Origin of the sequence: Mordavella massiliensis, assembly GCF_016902415.1 — a bacterium.
GTDB lineage: Bacteria > Bacillota > Clostridia > Lachnospirales > Lachnospiraceae > Merdimonas > Merdimonas faecigallinarum.
The window spans coordinates 1-17,155 of the sequence record NZ_JACJLV010000028.1 but is presented as its reverse complement, the minus strand read 5'-3'; the positions used below and the strand labels follow the sequence as shown (position 1 = coordinate 17,155).

Here is a 17,155-nt window from a genome sequence, read left to right as displayed (position 1 = left end):
GCGGCGCAAGCCGCCATAGCAGGGTTTGGGGAAGGCACTCCCCAACAAGTTTCCCGCGAGGGGCAAAACCGCAGAATTGCGGATTTTGGCACCGTGGTAGAAACTTGCTCTGTAACTGCCGCAGACTGCCCCAGTCTGGTCTTTTCGTACATAGAACGGACAGAACAGGACTTGCGGCCCGCTGTGGGCGGTCTTTTTTCCTTTCCGCTAAAGATACATTTCAAAAGCCGCCAGCTACCCACTGGATGGAAATTTTCTCAAAATTTCTTTTGCTTCTGTAATGCGGGCAACAGGATTTTGGCAACCGGCGGGGCAGAGAATTTTTCCTTTCACTCCCCACACCATCGCGTTTTGAAATTCGCCAAACGAAACGGGAAATTTTCTCTTTGCTTCTTACTACGGGCAAAAATCAAAAATGCCAAACGCCGGAGCAGAAAAATTACCCTCTCACTTACTACTACAATCTGACCAGGGCAAAATGGCCGGGAGCGGAGCCGGGCAACAAAAAAGCAGCAAATCTTTTTCAGACTTACTGCTTTCGCTGGCCGCCGATGGACGGCTGGATATTCAGTTTTAAGGCTTATCGGTCAAAGCGAAACTTGAACAGCGCGGCAATTAGCTTCTGCTTCACATATTCCTCAACCTCGGCGTTGACTTGCCCGTGTACTTTGGAACAGTAGCGGATATATCCGGCGTAATGGGAAAGAACGGTGTCGATTGCGTCCGGGTCGCCCTCATGGGCTTTGACGATTGTTTCATAGGGGAGAAGTTTACTCATGGCGTTTTCCCTCCATAAGCTGCCGCAGCAGCTTCAAGGCAAGCTGGATATGCCGCCCCGCTGTGCTGCGCGTCCGGCCGATATGTACGCCGATCACCCGCTGCGGCTGGCGCAGGAAGTAGTAACGGAAAATTTCTTCCTGTGCCTGCTCCGGCAAAAGGGCAAGGGCGGCGGCAAGTTCCGCATGGTACAGAACGGCGGTCTGGCCGCAGGCGGTAAAAAGATATTCTTCAAGCTGTTCTGGCTCGACAAGCTGGACAAACTTCTCATTCATCAGATAGTCAAGGGAAACTTCCCGTTCCCACCTCCGGCGCAGCTTCAAAATTATATCTATGGCGGCGTGACGAATGACAACCTTGCAAAAGGAGTTAAAGGTGTACTGGATATGCACTTTGTAGGCTTCATTTTCGGTCATGGAAATTCCCCCTCTCTGATAATAGTGCGGGGCGGCAGCACTCCTTGCTGTCGCCCCTTGATTGCCTGTCTGCAAAGGCGGGCGGGGCTGTCAACGGCGGCGCATATGCGCCGTTCATCTTGACCGTTGACTGGCTCGGCTGGCTTTGCTATTTATAAAATTGTTCAACAAAATCCGTATCCTTTAGTTTGTCTTGTACATCGTTGCTCCACTTCTCCTGTTCAAGCAGATTTGACAAGGGAGCGCCGAATATATCTTCAATTTGCGTTCGTTCAAAGGAATAGCTATCACCGGAAAAGTTATAGGTTATTCCCGACAAATTATCAATCGCCGCCATAGCCGCAACGGTATTATAGATTAAATCTCTTTGTACCTTATCCTCTCCGATGTTCCAAACAGTATCAAGATAGTTCACTGTTAAAGTACAGTCATCAGAATTGATTTCAAACTGCCTTGGAATATTGTTTAATGGTAAATTTCCAAATAAGTCTCTAACATTGTTCGCGTCCCCCAAATATGCAGTTTTATAATCTTCAATCGCAGAAATGTCATGTGTTAAAGCGTCCGTCTGATTTTGGGCGTAAGCTTCTTGTCTTGCTTGATTGGCGGGAATAATCCAAAACTGGATTACGCAGAACAAAACAACTGCAACAGCGAGAAGTCCGATAATAATTTTACTTTTCTTATTCATCTTCATGCCCCTTTCTGCATTTCAGCAGTATTTTTGAAAAACTGCTGATTGTAATAGGAATGATAATGGTCAATAGCGGCAGATAAAACCGTACTGCAATATTTGCCATTTGATATGGGCCTGTAATATTCAGAGGTCTGCCAAACCAAATATCACTTCCAAATGTCAACGCTGCCATCGTTCCGACAGCTACAAGAAAAAATACACTCCAAATAGTCCATGCGACTTTTCTTCTGTGTTCACTCGCTGAAAGCGATAGAAAAGCAATGACTTTTTCTTTTTTATCTTTGCTCAGAATGTAAGCGCAGCCAGAAATGATAACACATAAAAGCCCGATATAACTGGTTAGCGCATAATGGGTAAAAAGAAGCGGCAAGGAAAAAATCCAAAAAATAATACAGTTGAGCAATAGTGTTTGCATACATTCCAAATGATATTTGCCAACATCGGTAAGCTGATTTCCGTCTATCAGATAATCAATCGCTGACAAACTTTCCTTTGCTTTCTCGGTTGCCTTTTCTGCACTCAATCCCTGTGCAATCAAATCGTCCCGCTTTGCAATCATATTGCTCAATATTTCTTCCTTTAGGTCTTTTACCTCCGGCGTTAAACGCTGGTGCCGGAATAAGCCGTCAACATATTTTTGTAAATCTATCATTCGTCCTTACCTCCTTGCAGAAGCATAGTAATAATTTTTTTTGCATGCAGCCATTCCGAAAGTGCTTTTTCATAGGCGGCGTTACCGCTGTCCGTAATATGATAATACTTTCGCCGCCCGCCTTGCGATTGGTCGCCCCAATAGCTAACAATATGGCCTTGTTTCTCAAGACGCTTTAGGCTTGTATATAAAGACGGCTCTTTCAATTCATATTCATTGTTGCTGTTCATGGATACAGCTTTCATAATCTCGTAGCCGTAATTGTCGCCATCTCTTAATATTTTAAGAATTATGGTATCTATATGCCCACGGATTAAATCGCTGTTGATGTTCTGCTCCGGCATTTGCTTCACCTCCATGCACATTATATCCGACATTACTATGTGTGTCAATGTACTATTTCACAAATTGCTTATGTAATCTTGTTTCTATCCCTGCGTTATACGAAATAGTAGGGCGGTTGTCTGTAATATTATAGTGCTACTTTACCGTACATGAGCATTAGCCCCGGGATTGTCATTTCCATACCCTTCCATCAAATTTATCACGCCCCATACGCCAAGACCGGCGCCGATTGCGACCACTAATGTCTGAAGGATATTAACAGCGCTTGTAAAAAAACTCATATACGCACAACTGACAAAAGCGCCTTTTTTTCAGCCTGTCAGCGCTTTTTTCTCTCCTTTCCCTCTTATTCAGGCCATAAATCCGTATCCCCTGGTCGGGGACCTGATACGAATTTCCATGGTTTTCCTCCATAAAAAAACCCGTCCATACGGACGGTCCCAAACCTAAAAATCGATATCTGATTTATTCTTCCGGCCTGAATTTCAGGGGCAGAATACTACGCATCCAGACAAAAGCTTATTCTTTCGTCAGCTATATGCACATCATCCTACATCTTCCATCACCTCCTTTTCCGCCGCTTCAATCTCTTCCGGCGACAGTTCATACTCATAAAATTCAAAGGCTTCCTCCTGCGGAAGCACAAGCCTGTGTTCCAGATACTCTTCGATATGGAACTCGTTGTTTTTATCAAAATCTGACAGTTCCCGGTAACGCCTGTGTTTCGTGATATCAAACTTATCACTGTAAAACGAGCGCACTCCGCGCAGCTGCAGGATGCACTTATCTCCCGGCATTACTGCCAGCTCATCCCGGCTCATCAGTTCGTGGCCGGTCTTCTGGTAATTCATCCCGTAAGACGGATTCTGTCCTCTCGTATCAGAGGTATTATAAAGATCAATCGTCTCTTTCCCCAGTGTCTCTGAGATTTCTTTCAATGTACTGCTCTCTTTCCCGCCAAGGAACAAGACGGTATCACAGTTGCCAAGAATTGTTTCTGCCGCATCCCGGTAGATCGTCTTCAGCTGACTCTGGGACTGTAGGATGATCGAAGCAGAGATTTCTCTGCTTCGGATCGTGGCGATCAGTTTGTCAAATTTCGGGATCTGCCCGATATTACTGAACTCGTCCAGCAAAAGCCGCACATGATACGGAAGCCTCCCGCCGTATAAGTCATCCGCCCTGTCACATAACAGATTGAACAACTGTGAATACATGATCGCGACAAGAAAATTAAACGTGTCGTCGGTATCAGAAATGATCACGAACATTGCCGTCTTCCTGTCTCCAAGAAGATCCAGTTCCATCTCATCGTAACTGGTCAGTTCCCTGAGTTCCGCAATATCAAAAGGTGCCAGCCTCGCTCCGCAGCTGATCAGAATACTCTTAGCTGTCTTGCCGGCCGCCAGCTTATATTTGCGATACTGCCGGACAGCAAAATGTTCCGGGTTTTCTGCCTCTAATTCCTCAAACAGTTCGTCCACCGCATTCTTAAACTCCTCGTCATCCTCTCTGGTCTCACTGGCATTAATGAATTCCAGCAATGTAGAAAAATTTTGTTCTTCCTCCGGGGCTTCGTACCAGATATATCCGATCAATGCTGTATAAAGCAGACGCTCTGCTTTCACCCAGAAATCCTCTGTGGCTTTTTCTCCTTCACCTTTTGTATTCGCGATAATGGTATTGACCAGTTTCAGGATATCTTTTTCAGAACGGATATAATGGAACGGATTATAATGCATTGACTTTGTAAAATTGATCGTATTGAATACCTTGATCCGATACCCATGCCGGACCAGCATCCGTCCGCACTCCACTATGATGGTTCCCTTCGGATCTGTCACTACATAGGAGACTTTCCGGGTCATCTGCATCAGGTTCGGCTTCACATAGAAGCGAGTCTTTCCGGAACCGGATCCTCCAATCACGATCACATTTTTATTCCTGGCATACTTCGGAAACTTCGGCCTGCTGTTCATTGTCAGCCGCTCCGTCTGTGTCAGGATGATGTTATTCTCAAAAACCGGATCTATAAATGGCTTGATGTCCTCCGCAGTTCCCCATCGGGCGGAGCCATATTCTTCTCCGTGCCGGAACTTTTTTGCGTTTTTTCCCCGGTACACAACTGCAAGTTTCAAAAACACTGCAGCTACAGTTCCCGCAAGAAGATCCGTAAAATAAAAGCTCGGCAGCAAGTGCGTGAACGCCAGCTGAAAATTTATCAGCATAACGCCAAGCCTTTCTATCTGACTGTCTCCGGTACAATGTCGGAACAGCCAGGCACCCCGGTTGACCAGGTAAAACATGATGAAATAAGGAAGATTGAGTACCAGGATCCTGGTCCACTTTTCCTTCATCGTTCCTGACCCCGATCCTTCTGCCGGGTTTTTACACGCTCACGATGCTTTGCCAGCCTCTGCATGGCTTTCTGCAGCTTCTTCCGGACAGACGGCTTTTTTGATTTTTTCAGCGTAATCCCTGTATATTCTTTAAAAGCTGCCGTCATCACATCCACGTCTTTTGCCTTAAAGAACACCATATACTTTGGCGGGCTGATACTGCTGTCACGTTTCAGGCTGTAATCAATCCCGTATTTCCTGGCAACCCGGTCAAAAGATTTTATATTATCATCCGTGATCAGAATATTCGTAAGCTGGGCGCCTTTCGCCATCAGCTGCTTCATCGTCTGTTTCCCGTGAGGCTGCTTTTTTTCCAGCTTTCGGCGTTCTTTTGCCCTGCTCCGCTCCTGAGCACGGCCATTCTTCACCGCCTGGCGTCTCTGAACCTTTTTTTGCTTATGGCGTTCTGCCCCATTCAGATATTTCCGCATAGCAGCTTTCAGAACACCCGCCGTCATACGGCCGCACTGTACACACAGCGCAATTGTTTTCTCATTTACTTCATCCTGCAATCAACCACCTTCCTTCCTGTAGATTTCAATTCCCGATAGATTTCTGCGATACAATATCCGATACACGGCAGATGCTTCCCGTAAGGACAATCCTTACAGTTTTTCGATACATCAGACTTCGGCTTCTCTGGTTTCACCGGCTCCAGGTACCAGCAATCGCTTTTTGTGCATCCGGCTTTTCCCCACCAGTAACAATATGCACAGGACCATGGTCTGTCCTTCTGGTAGATGCGTCCTGGAAGTGCCGCCTTCGGATCGATCACATACTTTGCTTTTTCCATAATCCCTGCATCCTTTCCAAAAACAGCCGCAGGCGCCTACCGATACGGTAAACGCCTGCTCTCTTCCCTTTATCTTCTTTTTCTTCTCATCACAAATGCCGCGCCGGTTCCGCAAAGTCCAATGCCAAGCAGTGCCGTCCAGAATAAAAGATTCGTATCATCTCCTGTCTTCGGAGCATCTGTCCCAACCGGATTTTGCGGTTCTTCCGGTGTTTCCTCTGGAGCCGCCTCATCTTTCATCACGACTTTCTGGATTTCACCAGTATCTTTCACCTCAAACTCTATATCCTCAGCCACCAGATATCCCTCTGGCGCAGACTCCTCATGGAGAATGTAACGGCCAATCGGAAGCATTTCGATATAATGCGGTTCCTCCGTGGAAGTCCAGCTCTCTACTACCTCGCCATTCTCGTCCAGGATGGTGAGCTTCGCTCCCGGCAGCTCCTTCCCGGCAATATCTGTCTTAGAAATCTCTACCTTTGTCACATCATCTTTCATCTCGATTTTCTGGACTTCGGCGGTGTCCTCAACGGTAAACTGGATGCTCTCCGCCGTCACATACCCCGGAGCCGGAAGCACTTCCGTCATGGTATAAGTCTGTCCGACCACCAGCTCCTTAATGATATGCGGCTCTTTGCCGGATACCCATTCATCCACAACTTCGCCATTTTCATCGGTTACAGTCAGCTTCGCTCCCTCCACTTCTTTTCCATCTGTCAGGGAAGTTTTGGTAAATTCAAAGACGGTCGGTTCATCCTCAAAGATAAATTCATAAGAAACTGTCGCTTTATCAGAAGATTCCGCTGTAAAAGTAAACTCCTGCACCTCGTCTGTGGTGGCAAATCCTGGAGCCGGGGAAGTCTCTTTCACTACATAGGAAAATCCAATGGGCAGATCCGCCTCAAAAGTCAGTTTTCCATCCTCCCCGGTTGCTTTTTCCTCGATCACGGTTCCCGCTTCCAGAACCACATCCCCGTCTTTATTGGTAATGTCCTCTTTTGCGGAAAGGGCAAACACAGCGCCCTCCAGTACCCGGTCAGTATCCTTTTCTTTCTTCAGGACAGATATTTCCGCCTTCTGGCGGTTATTCTGCCAGTCTCCATTCCAGGTAACTTCCGCTGTCTCCTGATCCACATAGGTCAGGTCAATTTCCCGGATTTCCCCGTCCAGCACATAGCCTTCCGCAGTCTCCTTTTCTTTCACATAGTATTTTCCAAGTGGAAGGCCAGACAGCTTCGCAATGCCTGTTTCATCTGTGGTAATCGTGGCAATCAGCTCATCCTTCTTATAATAATCCTCGCTCTCTCCGTCTGCCGCTTTGATGTCCTCCAGGGCATATACCTCAAAGGTTACATCTTTTAAAGCGCCGGTGATATATTCAAAGATATGACTGATCCAGCCGCCAATGGTATCAACAAGTGTCACATCTTCCAGGAACTCGCCCTTCTTATTGATGATCAGCGTCCCTTCCGGAACATCGTCTTTCATTTCCACTTTCTGGATTTCCGCTGTATCCTCCACAGTAAAAGTGATTTCTTCCGCTTTCAGATACCCATAAGGGGCCAGCTCTTCCCGAAGCGTATAAGTCTCGCCTACGGTCAGCCGCTCAATCAGGTGTTCCTCTCCTTTCACGGAAGTCCAACTGTCTACGATATTCCCGTCTTTGTCAAGGACGGTCAGTTTTGCGCCTTCCAGCTCCACGCCGGTTGTGAGATCCGTCTTTTTCACAGAAATCTTTGTCGGCTCATTTTCATATTCAGATGCCAGTTCCACCACGGGAATCTCCTGCCCCTGATACTCTGCAGTCACTTCTACCACTTTATCGGAAGAAATATACCCGTCCGGTGCGGCTTCTTCTTTGATATAGTAGCGGCCAAACGGTAAGTCATTCATAAATACAGCTTTGCCGTTTTCATCAGACAGCGCTTTTCCAATCAGCATGTCCGCTTTCACAATCACTTCGCCGTGTGCCAGAATATCCTCTTTGGCATACAGCCCAAAGACTGCGCCTTCCACGGTTGCCTGTGTCTCTGCATCTTTTTTCACCACAGACACTTCCACTTTCTGGCGTTCATTCTGGAAAACAGCTTCCTGTTCGATTACAGGCGTCTCCTGGTCTTTATATGTAAAAGTCACTGTCTGCGCTTCCCCATTTAGTACAAAGCCCTCCGGGGCGGTAGCTTCCACAATCTTGTAACTTCCAAGAGGAAGGTCAGTAAGATATGCTTCCCCATTTTCATCGGTAGTCACAGTTCCCACAAGCTCTCCGGCAGAGTATTCCAAGATACGGTTCCCCTCTGCGTCTTTCTGGAAGTCAGCGGTATAAATGTCCTCCGCAGCATACACCTCAAAGACTGCGCCTGCCAGGTTTTCTACTTCATAAACAAAGTCCTTGCTGAATCCGTCCAGGACTTCGCCCTGTTTTACGATTTTCAGCTTTCCTTTTACCGGATGGTTTTCATAAACCGCCTCAATCACCACATCCCCGGACACCGGGTCGATCTGGTAAGCGGTATCGGAATCCACGGCAATTTCAAAATAGTTCTCATTCAGTGTATATCCGTAAGGCGCTGTGACTTCCTCAATCCGGTAATGCCCGATTTTTAAATTCTGGGGCAGGATCAGGTAGCCTTCCTCATCGGTGAAGAATGTCTTGTGAACCGTTGTTGTAGGATAGGTTGTCACCTGCTCAACGTATTCCTGCTTATCCAGATCATAGATCCGGAACTCTGTACCTTTGTGAAGCACCGGTTTTTTCGTCTCATCATCCTGCTTGATGATCTTCAGCTTTGCTTCAAATTCCTCGTCCAGAAGCACCCGCCATACCTGTGGCGTAGTTGGATTATGCTCTGTAATCCGCACGATAAAGTCGTCCACCGGCTTGTAATTATGGGGCGTGGTGGTCTCCCGGACAAGGTATGTACCATAAGGAAGGGCAATACTGCAGGCATATCCTTTCTCGTCCGTAAACATTTCTGTCGCCCCGTTCTCCCCGATCACCACTGGTTCTGCGGAATCGAAATCATAGCTGCCATCTTCCTTTACTGTAAGGTCAGAGAGCAGGTAGGCGGTAAATCCGGCCCCAGACAGGAGATCAGCGTCCGTCTCCCCATTATTGGCTGCCTTGATGATCTCAAAAGGCTGCTTCTTTACCTGTTCCAGTGATACACACTCCCGCTCCACGGTTGCGGTCAGATCTCCTTCATAGCTGCACACAAGATCATGTTCACTCTCATCTGCCAGATACCCCACGGGAGGCGTGATCTCTTTGACAAAATACTCCCCAAGATACAGGTTTTCTACAGACGCTTCCCCGTTCTCGTCCGTGGTCAGCGTTGCCACCCGCTCGCCGGCTTTGTAGATCACCCCGGTTGCCCCATCCGGGTGTACAATATCTTTACGGGCATACAGGCCATACACTGCATTTTCCAGTGTGGCATCCCCTTGTGGAACTGCCTGGTTCGTCTCTGCGTCTTTTTTCTGCAGCTTGATCGTGGCATTCACACGCTCATTGACAAAGGTATGGGTAAATGTCACTTTCGCTTCGCTGTCATTGGTGTAAGAGAAAGTGAAGGAGTATACATCCTCCTGATTTCTCACATACCCTTCCGGGGCCTGGATTTCTTTCACATCAAAAGAAAATCCAATGGGCAAATCCGCCGTAAAGACAGCTTTTCCATCCTCTCCAGTCACCGCTTTTTCAATCAGCGTTCCCTTCGATACCACGACACTTCCATCCGCATTATTAATATCGCTTCCTGCATACAGGCCAAACACGCCGCCATCCAGAGGATTTAAGGTGTCCTTGTCCTTTTTTAATACAGAAACTTCCGCTTTCTGCCTGTCATTATGGAAGGTACTCTCGCTGAATACCGTCTCCACGTTCTGTCCGGCATAGGAAAGTGTCACGGTTTTTTCTTCACCGGCATTGTAAAAGTTCTCCGGGGCCTGCACTTCACGGATCACATAAGTCCCCAGGTGCAGATTTTTAAGAACCGCCGAACCATTATCGTCCGTCGTCAGGTTCCCTTTCACAAGATCGCCTTTACTGTAGATCTTTGCACCATAGGCCGTTACAATATCTTCTCCGGCATAGACGTTATAAACAGCGCCTTCCTGACGGCGGTCTTCGTAACGGAACGTCACTCCTTCTTCTGTCACATCTGCACCGGTCAGAACCTGGCCTTCTTTGTAAATGGTCAGTTCTCCCATTTGCTCCTGATCCGGTACTGTAACAGAAGCCGTATCATTTGCAATCAGTTTTACATTATAACCTGCCGTATTCAGCCGGTATCCTTCCGGAGCCTGAATTTCTTTCAGATATACCGTATCCTGAGTCTTTACGATCTCCGCAATGGAAGATCCATTTTCATCTGTTGCCGGCATCTCTGTGATCAGCTTTGTGCAATCAGGATCACTGTAAATACCAAACACCGCGCCTGACAGCTTTGCATTCTCATGCCTGGAATCCACCTTGATGATCTCTACCTTGGCCAGTTCCAGCCATTTCACAGAAAAGCTCACATACTTTTCGTCTTCTACGCCTTCTCCGAATACCAGGGCAATATCCTGATAAGAACTTCCGGTCGTGATCTTATAAGCGGAGTAATCCTTGGTAATGCTTCCCTGCATTTTTGCGGACCACGATCCTGACACATCTTTCGTCTGTGTCAGCGGTGCCGTCAGATAAAATTTTGTACCGCCGGAAATCGTTACCTTTGCCCCGGCAGCACTGGTCTTTCCTGTGCTGATATTATGAAGTTTCACGCCATCCGGCAGATCCATTGTGATCGTCTGCTGGCTCGACGCCTTAAACGTAATATCTTCTGTCCGCTGCTGGCCGCCGTCCACATAGGCGGTTACGTTAGAATTGGAAAATGACATTTCCACATTGGGAATTTCCGGCTGGCTTACCGCGTAATGATAAAGCTCCATCGCCAGCGCTTCTCCTGTACTGTTGGTTCCGTAAAATGCATCGCTGCTGTCATTCGCATAGGAAGCTGCCAGATGTGTTACAATAAACCTCTTTCCTGCGGAAAAGTCCTTATGGTGGCTGTTAAAGAAATACGCCGCCCCCGAAGCTTCTGTTCCATAATAAATCGTCTTGGCCAGTTCCTGCTTGCCTTCCAGTTTTGTGATCTGATATGTTCCGCTTCCCGGGCCAGGCTTTGACGGCTGAATGCAGTATGCCGTTGCAGACACGTTCCCAAATTTCACCGTAAATGGAGCAGTCACATAGGATCCAAGCCCGTAATCTGCATAGTAATAATAACTTCCCTGGGTAATGGTCACAGACTGCGTTGCTCTGGCTGCCCGTGCCCGAGGAGCCTGTGCTGTAAAAGTCACGCTTTCCCCGACCTCCAGGCTCTGGATATCCACTCCCTGGTCCGCCGCCTGCAAAAGGACTTCGCCCAGCGTCAGTCCACTGTCTTCATCCACTGTCTTCTGATCTTCTGACCTCTCCAGTGCTTTGTCAAATTCCTCTTCTGAATGCATCTCAGCCGGTGTTTCCGACTCTCCTTCCTCATCAGAGCTTTCCGGTTCCGACTCTTTCTTATCCTGACCCGGTGAAGCCTCTGTTCCAGAATCCTTCACTTCTTCAGAAGCTGCCGCTTCCTTCACCGTAATGTTCCTGCTGATCTGATACATCGGATGACTGGTCGTCTGCGGTTCCACATAATAGACCGCCTGATAGGTATCTTCATGATCTGTCGCAAAAGGATCCCCGTCCTCATTCAGCGCCTCCTGGAAAGTGACCTTTACTTTCTTGTTGTCCGGGATCTCAATTCCGGAAAAGTCACAATTGATATCAAACGAGGCCCCTACTGTAACTTCATAATCATGAGCAGTCACGACTTCATCCATATCCAATTGATCCTTTACTTCCTCATAATAGGGGACCCTCTCAGTCGGAGATTCTGCCGCAGAAACCATCATCGGAGATACAACCGCTGATAAAAGTGACACCAGCGCCATGCAGCCAGAGATCAGCCTTGCTGCTTTTCTTTTCTTTCTCATCTTTTTCGTCCTTTCTAAAATCTGGTTTATGAGTAAAGCATTTCATTTCCTCTGTCAATTTTTATGTTTTCTTCATCCACATCCTCCTTCTATTAATTATTTGTACTGTCTGGGACAGTCGGCCGTTTCTTCCCGGCCGGGATAACAGCACAAAAATATGGCGGTATCCATTTCAATCAGAAATCCATACCGCCACACTGTTTCTACTGTCATCAATATGATGAAATCAGACAATGATTTTTATTTAAGGTTTTCCTGTTCTCTTCCCCAGATCCGTTCCTGTACCGGTTTCCGTATAACCGGGACGTTGCCTCTGACAGGACGCGCAGGATGCACATTCAAGCCAGATATCACTCTGGGCAGGCTGTTCACTTTTCAAGGTGCACAGGAGTTTTTTAACTCCTTCACATATAGAAAGGAAAACAGCCCTTTTTACAGCGTCGAATATCAAATTTTTTTATTTTCTGTTTCTTCCAGACGCTTTTTCATAGCAGATACAGCTCTTTTGATCATATTAGAAACGCTCTGCTGAGCGATGCCCATTTCCGCACAAACGTCTTCCTGCTTCATGTTTTCCAGATAGTACAACGTAACAGCTTTTTTCTGCTTTTCTGTCAGAACACTCATAAGGTCACGAAACATTTCTCTTTCCACAAGCCGTTCTAAAACATCCTGCTCCTGATCCTTTAATTCTTTCCACTCTTCCGAAAACGGGTTATATGAACATACATTATGATTAGAGAGTATCTTTTCCTGATTTCTCTCCATCAGATCGGAGGCTTCCATCAGAAGACGTACATACCAGTTTTCATTGTCAAAAAATTCAGACCGAAATATCTTCTGCTGCCCGGTAACAGACTCATAACCATATGCGCTGCATGCATGCAGCGGAAAAACAGTCGTCTTCTCCCCCTCCTGATAAAGTACATATCCATTTGCGTAAACAGTAATATCTGCACCAAGTCCGACCGCCTCCCGGACCACGATACGGGCTCCGGACTGTTTCAGCGATACCGCACAAGGCACTCTCTTTTTAGGATCTGCAGGTTTCACCAGGTTTTTTAATTCTTTTAATGTCATCATATAGACCACCTTTCTGCCTTCCGGCTCCGGGTGGTCCCGAATCAAGAAACATTACCGTTTCTTTTTCCCAATTCTCTGCAGCACAAACAGCCTCGGACTCACCCGTTTTTTTTGAACGGGAGCCCGAAGCTCCTATTTCACCTCCTCATTAATAGAAAGGAAAACAGCACTTTTTACAGTGTCGAAAACTAAATTTTTTTATTTTTGCATAAAAAAACCGGCAAAACAAATATGATTGATTTCCAGACACAAAATAATTTCTTTTTCTGTGTCTCAACCATAAATGTTTTGCCGGGCTCTTAGTGATTCTGGTCAGGTTCAGCTCCTTGACAAACTCTTGATATCCGCCGCCGTCCTGATGGTTCTAGCCAAATTCACCGCTCTAACGGATATCTCATTCTATTCTGTTTCTTTTTTCTTTCCAGATCCGGATCTGATTCTCTGTGCATAGACCCGCATCCTTGCTTTGAGCTGCTCATCCCTGATGATCATGGGACGGACAGATACAATATCTTCCTTTACCAGTACTTCCAGTGTGCTTTTACATTTTTTACAATCCACCTCCGAATCGCACTGGGAACTTTTCTCCAGAAAAGCTCCGCATACAGGGCAGTGAATATGCCATTTATAATTATCTGATCCCATAAGTTCCTCCTTTAAGCAATAAGAATTTCATTTATTACTCAACGGATCAAGGGAAATCAAATCCGCTTCATGAGCTCTCATGCTGCCCATTCCGAATAGCGCCAAAGCTGCGCGGACACACATGATATTCATTTCAGACCTGCTTTGTCGGTCTGCCGCTTCCACCGCAGCCTTCATCCAGCTCCCACACGCCGGACAGTACCATAGATTTCTGCGGATATCCCTCTAACAGGGCATTTCCAATATTTCAAAAACATCCCCGGACATCTCACAGATATCCCGGATCTCTATCTCTGTATCTCCGATCCGCAAACCAACTGACGGATCAAAAAAAGCAACATCCCCTTTCACTGTATGATATCTTCCGAATCCCGGAAGAGACGGATTCCCGGTAAAAAACTCCACCAGGATCTCCATGCCCGGTTTCAGCATCCTTAATTTCATATCCAGTTCATTTTTCTTCTCCTCCGATAAAATTCTCCTGGGTTCATAGATAATCTCCTTTTCCCTGACCGCATCCTCAAATCCTTTTAATGCGGCAAACGGAGCAAACTGTTTTGCCCTCCGCTCTACCGCCATCGGAGTTCTCCCGGATGCCGGACGCGGCAAATGTATGATTTTACGGTATGCTGCCGTCATCACAGTCATCACCTCCTTATGCCCGGTGGCCGCCAATCTGATTATTTCTTTCCCTGTAAGTAGAACAGGCCAGAAGATTGGAGCCACGCATGACCGCATTCCTGCCATATCTTCTCTTAATCTCCAGTATAGCCAGCTGCAGGTTTCTTTCTTTTTCCTGCTGTTCCGGATTGGAGAACAGATCGTACTGAACAAAGCTCTCCGGAACTACTCTGTTGGCACAGATTTCCACTCTCCGGATCCCGGTATGGCGATCCGCGATCCTCTGATACAACTTCTCCACTGCATGAATGATCCGCTCAGAACTATTAGTCGCTTCTGCGAATCTGACAGTTCCCTTTGATGGATCATGTTCAAGCCGATGGTCGTATGCAATCCAGAGAGTGACAGAATTTGTCACCAGCCCTTTATCTACCAGATCCAGCACCAGCACATCCGTCATTTCCCTGGCGATCACAGCCCCCTCTTCAAATTCATAATTTCTCATAAGAACCTGTCCGTTGGACAGACTGTGCTCTTCTGTCCGGTAGTTCTTGATATCCTTCATCCTGCAGGTCTCTCTCCCCCAGGCGTGGTCGATCATCAACTCCGCATCAATGCCAAAGATCTTATAAAGAAGATCCTCAGAAGTAATGGATGCCAACGCAAGATCTCCCATCGTATGAATTCCATAGCCTGCCAGTTTCCTTTCTGTACGGGAGCCGATCATCCAGAAATCACGAAGCGGCTGATGATCCCACAGCTTTTCGCGGAAAGATAACTCATCCAATATCCCGATATGGTCTTCCGCATGCTTTGCCAGGATATCCATTGCAATTTTCGCCAGGTAAAGGTTTGTTCCCACCCCGGCAGTCGCTGTGATCCCTGTCTCCTGCATAACCGCGCGCATCAGTTCCACAGCCATTTCCTTTGGATCCATCTGGTACAGACGAAGATACTCTGTTACATCCAGAAAGCATTCATCCACACTGTACACATGGATATCTTCCTTTGAAACATAGCGAAGATAAATGCTGTAGATCCTGGCAGAATAATCCAGATACAGCTGCATCCTCGGCATTGCCGTAATATATTGGATGTTGTCGGGGATTTCATGAATCCTGCATCTGTTTTTCACCCCCAGTTTTTTCATTGCCGGGGTGATCGCCAGACATATAGTCGATTTTGATCTTGTCGGATCTGCCACTACAAGGTTCGTCTTAAATGGATCCAGCTTCCGTTCTACACATTCTACTGATGCGTAGAAGGACTTCAGGTCAATGCATATAAAGTAATTCTGCCGTTCCATAAGCGCCTTCCTTTCCGGTTCCACTTGCCTGTGTTCTTTCTCATATGATATTTCCGTCTTTCCTCTTCCAGAAATTGTCTTAAAACCGGCAATTTCCCATAATTAGAATTGACAAAACAGGAAATTTCGATTATATTATAGGCAAGTACTTGCCGTTTCCTTGTGATTCACATTATAGGCAATCACTATCCGGTTGTCAAGAGGCAAGATGATTTTTTAGGAAAGTGATTTCCTCTTTTGTCAGGAAATCAAAGCGCAATACATGAAGATTGCTTAGAAAAGAGGTATTGTTATGACGTTCGGTGAAAAAATCAAATCTCTAAGAAAATCAAAAGGCATGAACCAGACCCAACTGGCAAATGCCCTTGGCGTTTCTTTACGGACTATCCGCGGCTGGGAAGCAGAAGGACGTTATCCCAAACAGCACGAGCTGTATCAGAAACTAGCAGATACACTGGGATGTGATATTTCCTACCTGATGACGGAAGGAGAAGCGTTTATTACAGAAGCTGCAGAACAGTATGGATCCAGAGGAGCAAAACAAGCACAGCAGATCCTGGAACAGGCTGCCGCTATGTTTGCCGGCGGGGAGCTGACTGATGATGATAAAACGGCTTTTATGGATGAAATCCAGATGCTCTATCTGGATTCAAAGAAACGTGCAAAGAAATTCACGCCCAAGAAATATCTCCGCCAGGATGATGCATCCGACGCGGAAGACTGAGTCCATTTTATAACACACCATTTATGGTATTGTTATATCCGCAGTAATATCCATACGCATTCACGGGATAACAGATCGGGGTGATTGATTTGACAAGCGATTATATTAATAAAAAAGTGAATGACCTGATCCGGAAATATAAGACGAGGGATCCTATTGAACTTCTGGAAGCGCTGGGGGCAGTTGTAGGAGAAACATCGGCATATGCCAGATTAAAAGGATACTGCTTTATGAGCTGTCAGACTATCTACGCCATGTTCAGCAGTTTCCTTTCAGAAGAAGAAAAACGGATTGTTGCGGCTCATGAGCTGGGACACATCGTCCTGCACCGGAAGCAGCTTAAAATGGCCCCCATGTCAGACAACCGTCTTTATAATATGACAGACGAGACAGAATATCAGGCCAATCTATTCGCAGCCGACCTTCTGATCAGCGATAAAGACGTGGCTGATCTATCAAAAAATGAGGAACTGGACTATTTCAGCTTCTGCAGTTCACTATATGCCACTCCTGAACTGATGAGCTTTAAACTATACAGTCTCATGAAACGAGGGCAGCACTATAATATGCCGTACACGGTAAATTCTCAGTACCGTGCTAGTTTCCTCGCTCCATGAGATAATAACTCCAGAAAACTACAAGTTTTTTAAAGGAGTTAGTGCCATGGATAAAATCACAC

15 protein-coding genes and 1 pseudogene are annotated in these 17,155 nt (G+C 46.5%); 2 read left to right on the top strand and 14 right to left on the bottom strand.

Annotation, left to right across the window (positions count from 1 at the left end):
- Positions 1-580: 580 nt before the first annotated feature.
- From H6A13_RS09005 to H6A13_RS08940, 14 genes and pseudogenes are all read right to left on the bottom strand, one after another.
- Positions 581-778: a helix-turn-helix domain-containing protein gene (locus tag H6A13_RS09005; protein ID WP_204909269.1), complete on the bottom strand. Its 198-nt coding sequence runs from the start codon at positions 776-778 to the stop codon at positions 581-583.
- Complete coding sequence (locus H6A13_RS09000; RefSeq protein WP_204898931.1) at positions 771-1,193, bottom strand: sigma-70 RNA polymerase sigma factor region 4 domain-containing protein; 423 nt, start codon at positions 1,191-1,193, stop codon at positions 771-773. Before H6A13_RS09000 ends, H6A13_RS09005 begins: the two co-directional genes overlap by 8 nt.
- Positions 1,194-1,341: 148 nt before the next feature.
- Complete coding sequence (locus H6A13_RS08995) at positions 1,342-1,884, bottom strand: DUF4825 domain-containing protein (protein WP_204909268.1); 543 nt, start codon at positions 1,882-1,884, stop codon at positions 1,342-1,344.
- Entirely contained in the window at positions 1,877-2,542 is a 666-nt protein-coding gene (locus H6A13_RS08990; RefSeq protein ID WP_178280085.1) for a permease prefix domain 1-containing protein, read from the bottom strand. Before H6A13_RS08990 ends, H6A13_RS08995 begins: the two co-directional genes overlap by 8 nt.
- Positions 2,539-2,886, bottom strand: a complete 348-nt coding sequence (locus H6A13_RS08985; RefSeq protein WP_087308777.1) for a PadR family transcriptional regulator — start codon at positions 2,884-2,886, stop codon at positions 2,539-2,541. The genes H6A13_RS08990 and H6A13_RS08985 overlap by 4 nt, the downstream gene beginning before the upstream one ends.
- Before the next feature lie 153 nt (positions 2,887-3,039).
- Positions 3,040-3,168, bottom strand: a pseudogene (locus H6A13_RS08980) (Maff2 family mobile element protein); the annotation flags it as partial.
- Between the two features lie 264 nt (positions 3,169-3,432).
- A complete protein-coding gene (locus H6A13_RS08975; protein WP_204909266.1) occupies positions 3,433-5,244 on the bottom strand; it encodes a VirD4-like conjugal transfer protein, CD1115 family in 1,812 nt (603 codons plus the stop codon).
- The gene (locus H6A13_RS08970) at positions 5,241-5,798 is read right to left on the bottom strand and encodes a PcfB family protein (protein ID WP_204909265.1); all 558 of its coding nucleotides are present in this window, start codon (positions 5,796-5,798) and stop codon (positions 5,241-5,243) included. Before H6A13_RS08970 ends, H6A13_RS08975 begins: the two co-directional genes overlap by 4 nt.
- Positions 5,783-6,079: a hypothetical protein gene (locus tag H6A13_RS08965; RefSeq protein ID WP_204909264.1), complete on the bottom strand. Its 297-nt coding sequence runs from the start codon at positions 6,077-6,079 to the stop codon at positions 5,783-5,785. The genes H6A13_RS08970 and H6A13_RS08965 overlap by 16 nt, the downstream gene beginning before the upstream one ends.
- Before the next feature lie 69 nt (positions 6,080-6,148).
- Positions 6,149-12,097 carry a SpaA isopeptide-forming pilin-related protein gene (locus tag H6A13_RS08960; protein WP_204909263.1) on the bottom strand — a complete coding sequence of 1,983 codons (5,949 nt, stop codon included), beginning with the start codon at positions 12,095-12,097 and terminating at the stop codon, positions 6,149-6,151.
- A 447-nt stretch (positions 12,098-12,544) separates the two neighbouring features.
- The gene (locus H6A13_RS08955; RefSeq protein WP_204909262.1) at positions 12,545-13,180 is read right to left on the bottom strand and encodes a sigma-70 family RNA polymerase sigma factor; all 636 of its coding nucleotides are present in this window, start codon (positions 13,178-13,180) and stop codon (positions 12,545-12,547) included.
- 399 nt (positions 13,181-13,579) lie between these two features.
- On the bottom strand, positions 13,580-13,825 hold the full coding sequence (locus H6A13_RS08950) for a hypothetical protein (protein WP_087224418.1): 246 nt from the start codon (positions 13,823-13,825) through the stop codon (positions 13,580-13,582).
- Between the two features lie 225 nt (positions 13,826-14,050).
- Positions 14,051-14,467, bottom strand: a complete 417-nt coding sequence (locus H6A13_RS08945) for a hypothetical protein (protein WP_476703429.1) — start codon at positions 14,465-14,467, stop codon at positions 14,051-14,053.
- 13 nt (positions 14,468-14,480) lie between these two features.
- Entirely contained in the window at positions 14,481-15,752 is a 1,272-nt protein-coding gene (locus tag H6A13_RS08940; protein ID WP_204909261.1) for a Y-family DNA polymerase, read from the bottom strand.
- A 292-nt stretch (positions 15,753-16,044) separates the two neighbouring features.
- Here H6A13_RS08940 and H6A13_RS08935 point away from each other — a divergent pair, with 292 nt between their 5' ends.
- Both H6A13_RS08935 and H6A13_RS08930 read left to right on the top strand, forming a co-directional pair.
- Positions 16,045-16,476 (top strand): helix-turn-helix domain-containing protein, encoded by a 432-nt coding sequence (locus H6A13_RS08935; RefSeq protein WP_204909260.1) that lies wholly within the window; start codon positions 16,045-16,047, stop codon positions 16,474-16,476.
- A gap of 80 nt (positions 16,477-16,556) precedes the next feature.
- Entirely contained in the window at positions 16,557-17,093 is a 537-nt protein-coding gene (locus H6A13_RS08930; RefSeq protein WP_338043049.1) for an ImmA/IrrE family metallo-endopeptidase, read from the top strand.
- Positions 17,094-17,155 lie beyond the last annotated feature (62 nt).